This is a genomic window from Fortiea contorta PCC 7126 (assembly GCF_000332295.1).
GTDB classification, from domain to species: domain Bacteria; phylum Cyanobacteriota; class Cyanobacteriia; order Cyanobacteriales; family Nostocaceae; genus Fortiea; species Fortiea contorta.
In genome coordinates, this window is the sequence record NZ_KB235930.1 from 873838 (window position 1) to 885794 (window position 11957).

Genomic DNA, 11957 nt, shown 5'->3' on the forward strand with positions numbered 1-11957 from the left:
AATGCTTTCTGTTTTCAGTAGATTTAGCAAGTAAACTGGAGTTTGCTTTTTGTTTTCAGTAGATTTAGCAAGCAAAGCGGAGTTTGCTTTCTCATTTGCAAGAAATGCTTTCTGCTTTCAGTAGATTTAGTGTGAATGTGAAACCGAGAACATGCGAATACAGCTTGACAATCCCGGCTTGTTTGCAATCAATTGCTCACGTTCAATTTGCGAAAAATTTTCTAATGGTTAAAACTGTTCACGCTAGAGAAATTTAACGTAGACAGCGAATGGCTTCTAACAAACCCCTAGCTTTATTGAGAGTTTCTTCAAACTCTTTCTCTGGGTCAGAATCAGCTACTAAACCTGCACCAGCTTGGACACTGACAGTTTGATCTTGTACTACCATTGTGCGAATAGCGATCGCACTATTTAATTGTCCCTCAAAATCGTAATATCCATACACACCAGAATACACACCCCGCCGACTAGGTTCTAATTCGTTGATAATTTCCATCGCCCGAATCTTAGGTGCGCCGCTCACAGTTCCTGCGGGAAAGCAAGCTTTTAATAAATCCCAAGCAGTTTTATGCTTTGCTAATTCACCCACCACATTGCTAACAATATGCATCACATGGGAATAGCGCTCCACCACCATTAATTCATCAACTTTGACGCTACCGCTTTCGCAAACCCGCCCTAAATCATTTCGCCCTAAATCAACTAACATCACATGTTCAGCGATTTCCTTGGGGTCTTGGAGTAAATCCTCAGCAAAAGCTGCATCTTCTTTGCTAGTTTTACCTCGTGGACGTGTCCCCGCAATTGGGCGGACTGTAGCGATGACGTCACCATCTACATCTCGTTCAGCTTTCACCATCACTTCCGGACTAGAACCGATAATTTGCCAATCTTGAAAATTAAAGTACGCCATGTACGGCGAAGGATTAATCTGACGTAGAGAACGATAAAGGGCGAAGGGGTCGCCTGTATATGCTGTAGATAATCGTTGGGAGATGACAACTTGAAAAATATCCCCAGCTATAATATATTCCTTCGCTTTTTGTACACTGGCACAGAATTCAGGACGAGTGAAATTGCTGGTATATTCTGCTGTTGTTGTGGTCGAGATAGACCCAGAGGGAGGAGTCCAAGAAAAGATAGTTTTTTCTGGTGACAGAGGTAAAGATAGCTTGTCCACCATTTGACTGACGCGGGAGCACGCTTGTTGATAAGCTACAGATGCTTCTGCCTCACGTAAATCAGCATAAGCGATCGCCCAAATTTTGCGCTTCACTTGATCAAAAATTAACAAGTGGTCTACCTGCATCCACAGCCCATCCGGGATATTACGTTCATCCTGAGCATGAATTGGCACCCGCGGTTCAATCCAGTGAATCAATTCATAGCCCCAAAACCCAAATAAACCACCTATTCCCGGTGGCAATTGTGGTAACTTGACTGGATGATAAGGTGCTAAACAAGCAGCCAAAGCTGTAAAAGGGTCGCCCGCAAAAACTACTTGAGAACCGTCGCGGTGTGTCTGGGTTGTATTGTCTCCCCTAGCTGCCAACACCCACAACGGGTCACAACCGAGTAAACTATAACGTCCCAACTTTTCTCCACCTTCCACCGATTCCAACAAAAAGCTATAAGGTTGACCAGCACAGACTTTATACCAAGCAGATACAGGCGTATCTAAGTCTGCTACCCATTCCTGATAAACCGGAACAAAGTTACCTTGTTTAGCTAATTCTTGAAACTGGTCAAAATCGGGAAATATCATAGAAAAATTTGGGAATAGGGAGGAGGAGTTAGGGGTTAGGGAAGAGGGAAGAGGGGAAGGTGTGGGAGGTGTGGGGAGTGTGGGGAGGGTGGGGAGATGGGGAGATGGGGAGATGGGGAGATGGGGAGAAAAAGAATTTATGCTTACGCTTGTAATCTTCCCCGTCTTCTCCTTCCTCCCACACCTCCCACACCTCCCACACCTCCCACACCTCCCACACCTCCCCACACTCCCTACTCCCTCAACCCTAATTTCTAGCCCCTAAGCATCATGAGTAGCTTTACCACTAAACTTGAGTTGTGCTGGGCTAGGATTTTGACCGATTCTGCGGGGTACAAAGCGGACTGTTTCCCGACCTTGATTTACCTTTTCAGGGAAGACACCATCAGCTGGGTGAATAGCAGTTGTTTCACCGCTTGGCAAAATCCGGTAAACTTTGTAGTCTGTGATTTTGAATTTCCGGAGTTGACCACCTAATGCAATGCCGTATTCTTTACGAGCAATGTACAAGAGGTTTTCGCCTTGGCGCATAGTAGCCGCGCCACCTGTAGGCAATTCAAACACTTGCTCTTTAGGGCTAGTCCAAGTGATAGCGTACTTTTCCTCTTCTATAGCCTTAGTGAGCAAGCCGCCAGTGCTGCCTGCGAATAGTGGAGTTTGTCCAGAGAGTGTGTCTGCCATAAAGAAGTCTCTCAACGTTTTTAGGGCATCGTAACACCGTCGCCAGGATCATATTGCGATCGCGTCATAGACTGTAACAGTTTTTAGTCATTGAAGAAGGGGTTAGGGGGAAGTGTGGGAGGTGTGGGAGGTGTGGGAGGAGGGGGAAGTGTGGGAGGAGGGGGAAGTGTGGGAGGTGTGGGAGGAGGGGGAAGTGTGGGAGGTGTGGGAGGAGGGGGAAGTGTGGGAGGTGTGGGAGGAGGGGGAAGTGTGGGAGGTGTGGGAAGGGTGGGAGGTGTGGGAGGAAGGAGAAGATAGCAAGCGTCAGCATCAATTCTTCAATTCTTTTTCTCCCCACCTCCCCACCTCCCCATCACCCCACACTCCCCACACTCCCCACACTCCCCACACTCCCCACACTCCCCACACTCCCCACACTCCCCACACTCCCCACACTCCCCACACTCCCCACACTCCCCACACTCCCCACACTCCCCACACTCCCCATCACCCCACCTCCCCATCACCCCACACTCCCCACACTCCCCACACTCCCCACCTCCCGATCAAACTGCTTTAAACAATGGGAATGGTAAAGTGAAACTGACTACCTTGGTCTTTGCCTGTAGATTCTGCCCAAATTTCGCCGCCCCAACCGTTGACAATTTGGCGACAAATTGCTAGCCCTAAACCAGTACCGCTGGTGGTGCGTCGCAAGGCTCCTTCTTCTTGATAAAAGCGATCGAAAACTATTTCTAGACGATTCGGTTCTATTCCCCGTCCCGTATCAGCCACCGTCACTTCTACCATCTGTTTACCGTTGCGGTGGGCTTGAATGTTAATCTCGCCTTGTGGTGGTGTAAATTTACAGGCGTTGTCAATCAATTTTGCTAAAACTTCTACTAACCAATCACCATCAGCTTTCACCAAGGGTAAATTCTGGTCAATTTGAGTTTTGATTTGGGGGGGTTTTTCCATGGTGGGGCGGGTGCGGAGTCGGCTCAGAGAAAGTTCTACACACTCTTCCAAAGCGAGAGATTCTGGGTGCCATTCCACCCGCCCACTTTCTAAGTTAGAAAGAGTGAGAAAATCCTGCACTAATTTCCGCATCCGTTCCGAGTCAGAAAGCGCCGTTTCCAACATTACCTGTTGCAATTCCTGGGGCATATCTGGTTCACTGGCGAGGCTCTCCAAGCACACTTGGATCGTAGATAGGGGGGTACGCAGTTCATGTCCGGTGATGGCTATGAGATTACTGCGGGTGCGGTCTAGGGCTTCTAGCTGCTTGTTTAGTTCTTCTAGGTTGGCGTAAGCTTCTGCTTGAATAAAAGCTGCGCCTACTTGAGTAGCGATCGCTTTAACTAAATCTAATTCTCCTGGTTGGCATTCATGAGGAGGCAAATTGCAATAGTGTAATTCTACTATTCCTAGCAGTCTGCCTTGATACAAAACTGGTTCCATCACCCAAGAACGAATCGCCAATTTTTTAGCGATCGCTGACAGCGCTACCGAATTCTTAATCAACGGGTCAAGCAAAGTATTCGCAACACAAATTCCCTCTTCCTGGGTGACTATTTGTCGAAATAAAGGATTGTTTTCTAACTCCCAAGTTTGCCCAAACACTGAGACAATACCCGGCATCAAAAATTCATGTTCAATAATCGCCTTGGCTTGTGTCGCCTGAGCGCGATAAATTAAACAACGACCAGCGCCCATGTGCTGTCCTAGTTCCTCGGCGGCGACTTGTAGCACTTCATGAGGATCGAGCGAGCGACGAATTGCGGTACTAATTGAATTAATTAAGCGTTCTTTCCGTGCTTGGGCGGCGATGGAACGGTAAGCCTTGTGTAATTTATACTGACTAGCTTGCAAATAAGTTACCAAGCGCTGCACAAACGGGTCTGTATCAATGTCGCAAGCATATTCGCTGTTCAGCTTGGCTCCAGAATTTCTCGGTTCCCCCAAGCCAAACCGCCGACGAGCATCACCAATTTTACCCACCAAATCAGGTCTGTAAATCTCAATTCTGTCTAAAAGCAATTGCGCTGCTTTCAGGCTCACCCCCCGCTCCGAAGTCCAAATCCCCTCAAATCTCCGTGCTGTGTCGATATCCAGCCCAGGGTTAACATCCGGGAATGGCTTATTTTTGGCAATGGAACCCAGGTTTTCTCGACAAACCAAGCAAGTAGCATAATTCTCAGCAATCACCACCAAATGCCATTCTTGAGTTAAACCGTCATCATGCTCGAAAGCCACTTTCTCGTAGTATTCCGAACTATTAGTAAAATCTGTTTCCGGTGCCGACAGCACGTATATTTGATTACTTCGCTCTGCCAACCGCTGGTATCGGTGAGCTTCTTGACGATAAAATCGCTCTCGTTGAAAGCTAGCGATGATTAGGGGCTCAAATAAAGTTGCCGCCAAAACCTGATCTTCCATCGCATGGGAGAGGGCTGTTAGTGAAGCTTTAAAATATAGCTGCGGTCGCAGGTAGGGTAGGGACTGTAGCAGATCGCTCAGAACGGAAGTAGCAATGCTCATGAATATCGTTAAAGGAGCCACAATCTGGACAAGATCCACGTCACATTTGCATTTTACAAATTACAACCGACTCTCAAGTTAAACAGACAGTTGCGATATGTAAAGAGTCATGACTAGGACTTTCTGCAAAAGCAGATACAGCGTTTTACTCGCAAATAGGAGGCGCTGACACAGCTTATTTGACAAATTTAAAAGCCTTGAGTGACGAATCCACCACAAAAAACAGCAATGTCTTTGTCATCAGCATACACATAGCATAGCCATTCGCCACAGCCACTCTGTGCTTCACCCAAGTCTTTTTGATCCATTTCCTGGCAGATTAATGTTTCACTTAATAGGCTACTACGCCCAATATACATTTTTGCCTAGATCAGGCACAATTCAGTACTTAAGTTTAGTGACAAAGTTGTCCGCGTTCACACCCTAAATTAATTACAATTTGTATGGTATACGTGAAATTAATCTACAAATAAAATTATTTTAATTAATAAAAATTAATAACTTGATTAAACAATTAAAAAAGCCCCCATGATCATAAATCAGTAGATGAGGGCAAATCATCTGGCGATCGCCGTGCCCTGAAGACATATTGCTAAATTTGATACTCAATTAGCCCCTGATTCAGGGCTTGATTACTGTTGACAAAATTTCCTTTGCTTTAACTCGATGCTATGTGTACGACATTTCCGTATTAAGAATTATATTGCCAGTTTCTAAAAACATATTGCCCCCATTGACAACAATGTTTTGAGCAACGATAGCATTTGTGTCTGTTCCCACCTGGAAGTTATTGTTAAAACTACCCTGTACGATCACAAGATCATTCTGTTGTGGAGCCAACACAATCACATTACTATCACCGTTGTCGGCATAAGTAAATTGGTCACTAACACTACTACTAACCAGACTATCTGTTGTATAGTTGCTCAATTCCCCCACCAAGGGGTAATCATTAGTATTTCCCAACAATATATCTGTGGTGCGAGTAGTTGCACCTAATAGAATTGTCCCTTGCCAAATCTCCGGCGTCCAGTAAGTTGTAGTTTGCCAAATTTCTGGTGTCCACTTACTAGCAACAGCCCAAGCATCTGCTTTCCAGTTTTTAATAGCATCCCAAGCCGCATCTGACCAATGTTGAGCAGCGCTATAAGCAGCTTGAATATTTTCCTTAGCAAATTCAACGCCATAATTAACGTTATTAATAGCGATTAATTGCGGGATTGTTAGGGGATTTTGTCGCAGTGATTCTACCGTACCTCGAAATTTTAACTGCTCCGCCGAAACTGGACTGACATTATTGGCGACTATTAACAAAAAGACAAAATAATCTGGGTCGGGAAGATATGTAAATCTTGGATCATTTAATTGATCAACTGATAACGGCGAACTTTGTGATAAAGATTCTGGTTTAAACAGACCGCTCCCTGCTATTTCCGGAATTATTACTGGGTGTAAATGCTCAAAATTAATATTTGGCCCTGACAGATAGTCAGATAAAATATATTCGCCTGCAATGAATTTTTCTCCTGATAAACTGACAACATCAATTGCACTAATGTAATGAGTTACTCTTTCTACTTGCTCAAAATTAAAACTATCAGCCCCTGCTCTAGAAATTCCTGGAGCATTGAAAGTCACAATATCTCCTAATTTACCAACTGAGGAGTAAGCAGAAGCAACCCATTGAGTTAAAGCACCACCCAAACTTGCACCAGTTATGTGAGGTTTAAAAGAAACGTTTGCGTCTGATGGTTGACTAATTTTTTGTAGCCATGCTGTTAAAGCTGCTTGGTTATTGCTAAATTGAGCGAAACCAATACCAAAGGGATTAAAGTTATCCTGAATATCTTGACTACTATCTGTTCCTCTAACAGCAAGAATGGGAGCTTTTCCTTGATCGTAAATAGTTCCTGTGGCAAAAGTCCAAGCTGTATCTTCTAATCCATCAATAACTGCTTCTGCTTGACGATAAGCTGAAGAATTTTTACCACCAAAAGCTGTTTCTAATTCTTTGAGTAAACGTGTTTTTTCTGCTTGACTTTCTGTGACAATTTCCGCATTAGTTGGGTCAGAAATTAGTAAAAAGAATTTTTCATCAGAAGTCAATCCCACAGCTTGAAAACCTGTAGTGGTGTCGTTGAAAAAGGTGTCAACTCGATAGCCTAAATCTCCGTAAGGTGAATTACCATTAATTTGGTCAACATCTTCCCCGACTCCCCAATTTCTATAGGCTATGTCTCTGGCAAAAATTTCAAAATTTTTATCGGTTCTCAAATTAACTGGTCTATCACCAAAAACTGTTACTGCAATTTCTTTTGATGTTTCCCCAGGAGCAAAAGTTACAGTGCCCGTTATAGGTTTATAATCTCTTTTGTCACTACCAGTAAATCCATCAACAGCAGTGCCAGCTAATGTTGTATATTTAACTGTGGTTTCGATGTCGCTAGGTTGTGATAGAGTTATTTGAAATCTAATTATTTCTCTTTGACCACGCCCTGCTTCAACAGTAACATTTGCATTTTGTACATTCAGCACATTGAGTGTCATGAATTATTTTCCTCAGATGCGTTTTAGGACTGATAACGTAATGTCAGTAATTTTTATGTAAATATTCTCAGTGTTATTGGCGATACCAATTCTGTTTACACGTGACACACATTTTTGTTGTAGAAACGTTAGTTTTGCTTAGTTCCTACAGGATTTATGTGTATGATCATTAACGTGAAATGGTATTGGATATTTTATTAACTATCATGAAGTCGAGTTTTACACAAACTTAAGCACTATATTTTTTAACTATTTTCTTTTGTTATGCTTAAAAAAAATTAAAAAAATATAACTTTATATACATTTACATACATTTTTTTATACGAATTTTGATAGCTGCCTTTTTGCTAGCAGTATGTCAGGATGATTTTTGGCGTAAACGGATCAAAGTAGCTTTAGTGAGCGTCTTGGTCTGTTGGTGGCTGACGAGAGTGCAAAAATTTAGAACAATACACGGAAATTAGCTAATGACATTGGATACACTCAAGCACACAGAAACAATTTTCCTGGAAGGAAAAACTTTTATTCCTGCAGAACAATTACCTATCCCAGAGTGGCCTTGTGTTGTCAGTGAAAGACCACAACCGACTCTGACTCTCAAAGATGATGATTTGTTTTTGGTAACAGATACGATTGGGAATATTTCCGGTTGTTCTCTCAAAGATGGGAACCCGAGCATGGGGCTATTTTGCTGCGATACGCGATTCTTAAGCCGTTTGGAATTGCAAATTGCCGGGCGATCGCCTATCCTACTCAACAGTACGGCAGAAAAAGGGTTTTCACTCTCAGTTTTGTGCACTAACCCCACCATTGAAGAAGGGCTGAAAGCCGAAACCATCGGAATTCGCCGAGAAATTGTCCTCAATGGCGCATTTTTTGAAGAATTAGAAATATCTAACTACAGCACCACCACCGCTAGCTTTGAACTTAGTGTCAGTTTTGACGCTGATTTTTGGGATTTATTTGAAGTCCGAGGCTACGACAGAGAAAAACGTGGTAAAATACTACGCCTAGTTGAATCGACTGGTGATGAAAGTGTTTTCACTGTGCAAACTCAAGAAGCTTTGACACTCGCTTATCAAGGCTTGGATGGTTTATTAATGGAATCTCGCATTCAGTTCCAACATCGACCACCAGATTATTTTAAAGGTTACACTGCAGTTTGGCAGCTAGAATTAGCTTCTCACGCCACCCAAAAGTTGGGTTATCGAGTCAATTTGTTGAGAAATAATCAATCTAGTTCCACAGTCAGTGCAGCTGTTACCTTAGCACAGGCTAAAGCTGCTGAGTTAATGGAAGAGCAGCAATGGGTACAACAAATTACACGCATTAGCTCAGATAAAACTATTTTCAATCGAGTGATTGAGCGGGCCGAGCAAGATATGTATTTGTTACGCCAATCTTTCGGGAAAAATCAGACAGTTTCTGCAGGTGTTCCCTGGTTTTCAACGCTATTTGGGCGAGATTCCCTGATTACGGCTTCCCAATGTTTAATGCTAAACCCGCAAATCGCCAAAGAAACTTTGATTTTATTAGCAAAATATCAAGGTCAAACTGACGATGAATGGCGCGAGGAGGAACCAGGTAAGATTTTACACGAATTGCGCTTGGGGGAAATGGCTCGTTGTCACGAAATTCCTCACACACCTTATTATGGTACTATCGATGCAACTCCGCTATGGCTGATGCTGTATGCTGAGTATTATGTCTGGACTAACGATCTAGAAACTTTAGAGCAACTTTGGTCAAATGCTCTAGCCGCAATGGAGTGGATTGATCGCAATACTCCACAAAATGGCTACCTCAGCTATTCTCGGAGATCTAAACGCGGTTTAACTAATCAAGGCTGGAAAGATTCCGGTGATTGTATTGTAGATCGTAAGGGAGAATTGGCTAACGGTGCGATCGCTCTTTGTGAAGTGCAAGCTTATGTCTACGCAGCGAAAACACGCTTGGCGGAAATTGCGAAAATGAAGAAGCGGCTGGATTTAGCAGACCGTTGGCAAGAAGAAGCAAGAAATTTAAAGGTGCGCTTTAACAAAGACTTCTGGATGGAAGACCAGGATTTTTGCGCTTTAGCTTTAGACGGTGAAGGAAATCAGGTGAATAGCATAACATCAAATCCTGGTCATTGTCTACAGTTGGGTATCTTTACATCCGAAAGAGCCTATAGTGTTGCAGAGCGGTTGCGAGCACCAGATATGTTTAATGGTTGGGGAATTCGCACTCTGAGTAGTTTGTCACCAGCTTATAATCCTATGGGTTATCACATCGGCTCAGTTTGGCCTCATGATAACGCAATCATTGCCATGGGTTTGCGATCGCTGGGTTTAATCGATCAAGCCCTAGAATTATTCCAAGGGTTATTTGATATGACAGGTCAGCAACCATATCAACGTCCACCAGAACTTTTGTGCGGCTATGAACGCAACGGTGATCAAGCTCCTGTACAATATCCTGTTGCTTGTAGTCCTCAAGCTTGGGCGACTGGTAGCATTTTCCAACTGCTACAAATGATTGTGAATTTAGTACCTGATGCACAGAATAACTGCTTACGCATCATTGATCCAGCTTTACCAGAGTCAATTAATCGTCTGTCATTCCATAATTTGCGAGTTGGTGCTACCATCCTTGATTTAGATTTCGAGCGTTCCGGTAGCACTACTGCTTGTCGTGTTGCGAAAAAACGGGGAAATCTCAGAGTAGTGATTGAAGCTTAAGGAAGCTGGACATAGCAGAAGGTTACAATTAATTCTCTTTTGGAGACGTTGCTTTTGCTTCGTCTCTACCGTTTATCCAACGCATTCTTTTTTTCCAACTGGTACGACGAAAAAGATAAGGCAGGATTTTTTTAGTTTACCTGCCTTAATTATAGATTTTTAATTTTATACTTACGCGAGTGTCAAGTTTTTTGGCAACAATCGTCCAAAATCAACCTGTAGCTAGTTGAATCGTTAAAAGCTGAAAAAACCTTGATTCTTAACTTTTGACTCTTGACTCCAGAACCGAATATTATCTATTGGTTGCGTCGGCGATAACTTTGGACTTCTCAGGTTTAGCCTTCTTCTTGATTTTCCACTTTCTGGGCTGAAGAAGCTTCATAAAGAGCGTCAAGGTGTTGGCGCGCATCTTCAACATTAATAGAACGCATCACCAACAATGGCTCTTTGATTAAATTTCCGGCATTATCTAATAATTCTGGATGGGGAATAAATTGATTTTTTGACGAGTAGTTCGTTGGGTAACTCCGCTCTCGTTCAAAACTGAACATAATCAAGTTGCGAATTAAGTTACCAACAGCGATAAAAGCCAGAATAGTAAAAGCCAAAATGTAAAGTAAGTGTAGCATCGGGGTTTCCTCCAGAGAAAGCGAGTTTTAAAACTTTGTTATGGGATTATTCGCCTCGCCGATATCATGAGTTGTGGCTGAAACGAATAATTGACGCATCTAAGATGCGCCTATTTTTTTATGGAGAGATATATCAACTGTTATTCAAATTAAGGTAGCAGAGGACACATTCATTTTTTTGTAAATTCAAAGTTTATTAAGGATTTTTTAAGAGTTTTGTACCTTGTTTTGAATCTAGATCCTGCTTGGCGATCGCTAGGTAGTCTACAGTGATTCCTAGGCAACAACACCAAACCTCAGACCCCTCGCGCTTGATGAAAACGCATCGCCACATTCCAACACTCCGTCACCAATTGATGCCAAGGTGTGATGATTGCCATATCAAGACCAACTTTTTCACCAGTTAGAGCAAACAGCATCTTCGCTGTGTTGAGTTCGTCTTGTGCTTGCTGGACACGCAAAAGCAAATCAGATTGCTCTTGCTCACTCATAAATGAGAGCCGCTCAGTTTCCAGGAAATGGCGCGATCTTGTGAACCAATACTGGAAATCTTCTAACAGCGGTTCCAAAACTGTTTTAAGCAACTCAGGCCCTGGTACATCTGATTCTGGCATAAATAAAAAGATTGCTTTTAACTTTCTCACTAATATTAACGCTATTTACGATTCTTAACATTTCTATATTTTCCCTCACAAGATAGATGAAGCCAGAAATATGTATCAGCAAATACATTTTCCTGACAAATCTCAACAGAAAGTTTATGGATGGCAGATCAAAGCTGACGGGGACAAGAGTTATGCTCCAGAACAGTTGATCACCATCAAAGCCTCTTCAAAGCAGAAAATTACGCTAAAATCGCCAAAAAATCAATTAGCCGCACTCACAAAGAACAATCAAAAGTTCTTTCCCTAGTCCCTCATCCCTCACCCCTCACTGAACACAGATCATCCTAAATACAGATTTTTGTTAGACAACTAACTTTACAATTATTAATCTATGAAAATAAAGTACAGCGACGGTATAGCTAACTAACAATAGGAATCACCCTCGCTATATTTGAATCAGCTCGTACTATGGATGAGTAGCTAGGGATTA

General features: G+C 42.8%; 10 protein-coding genes. 3 read left to right on the top strand and 7 right to left on the bottom strand.

From position 1 onward, the window contains the following. Positions 1–253: 253 nt before the first annotated feature. Genes trpE through MIC7126_RS0104150 form a run of 3 tightly spaced genes read right to left on the bottom strand, consistent with a single transcriptional unit; the run spans position 254 to position 2446 of the window. Entirely contained in the window at positions 254–1765 is a 1512-nt protein-coding gene (gene trpE / locus MIC7126_RS0104145) for an anthranilate synthase component I (RefSeq protein WP_017651860.1), read from the bottom strand. A 28-nt stretch (positions 1766–1793) separates the two neighbouring features. Then, positions 1794–1985, bottom strand: coding sequence for a hypothetical protein (locus MIC7126_RS29875; protein ID WP_085986994.1), 192 nt, complete (start codon positions 1983–1985; stop codon positions 1794–1796). A 41-nt stretch (positions 1986–2026) separates the two neighbouring features. Continuing rightward, complete coding sequence (locus tag MIC7126_RS0104150) at positions 2027–2446, bottom strand: photosystem I reaction center subunit II PsaD (protein WP_017651861.1); 420 nt, start codon at positions 2444–2446, stop codon at positions 2027–2029. Between the two features lie 90 nt (positions 2447–2536). On the opposite strand from MIC7126_RS0104150, the gene MIC7126_RS31815 reads away from it, so the two are divergent. Then, positions 2537–2743, top strand: coding sequence for a hypothetical protein (locus MIC7126_RS31815; protein ID WP_017651862.1), 207 nt, complete (start codon positions 2537–2539; stop codon positions 2741–2743). Beyond that, complete coding sequence (locus MIC7126_RS31525; RefSeq protein WP_238553601.1) at positions 2667–3005, top strand: hypothetical protein; 339 nt, start codon at positions 2667–2669, stop codon at positions 3003–3005. The genes MIC7126_RS31815 and MIC7126_RS31525 overlap by 77 nt, the downstream gene beginning before the upstream one ends. On the opposite strand, the gene MIC7126_RS0104165 is transcribed toward MIC7126_RS31525, so the two are convergent. Then, entirely contained in the window at positions 3002–4966 is a 1965-nt protein-coding gene (locus MIC7126_RS0104165) for a DICT sensory domain-containing protein (protein WP_017651864.1), read from the bottom strand. The two genes, MIC7126_RS31525 and MIC7126_RS0104165, sit on opposite strands and share 4 nt — an antisense overlap. A 669-nt stretch (positions 4967–5635) precedes the next feature. Then, positions 5636–7513 (bottom strand): Calx-beta domain-containing protein, encoded by a 1878-nt coding sequence (locus MIC7126_RS0104175; protein ID WP_017651866.1) that lies wholly within the window; start codon positions 7511–7513, stop codon positions 5636–5638. A gap of 467 nt (positions 7514–7980) precedes the next feature. Here MIC7126_RS0104175 and MIC7126_RS0104180 point away from each other — a divergent pair, with 467 nt between their 5' ends. Next, complete coding sequence (locus tag MIC7126_RS0104180; RefSeq protein ID WP_017651867.1) at positions 7981–10233, top strand: amylo-alpha-1,6-glucosidase; 2253 nt, start codon at positions 7981–7983, stop codon at positions 10231–10233. Positions 10234–10568: 335 nt separating this feature from the next. Here the strand turns inward: MIC7126_RS0104180 and MIC7126_RS0104185 are convergent, their stop codons facing one another. Both MIC7126_RS0104185 and MIC7126_RS0104190 read right to left on the bottom strand, forming a co-directional pair. Further along, complete coding sequence (locus MIC7126_RS0104185) at positions 10569–10862, bottom strand: DUF2973 domain-containing protein (RefSeq protein WP_017651868.1); 294 nt, start codon at positions 10860–10862, stop codon at positions 10569–10571. Between the two features lie 296 nt (positions 10863–11158). Then, positions 11159–11476: a DUF2605 domain-containing protein gene (locus tag MIC7126_RS0104190; protein WP_017651869.1), complete on the bottom strand. Its 318-nt coding sequence runs from the start codon at positions 11474–11476 to the stop codon at positions 11159–11161. Positions 11477–11957: the final 481 nt, after the last annotated feature.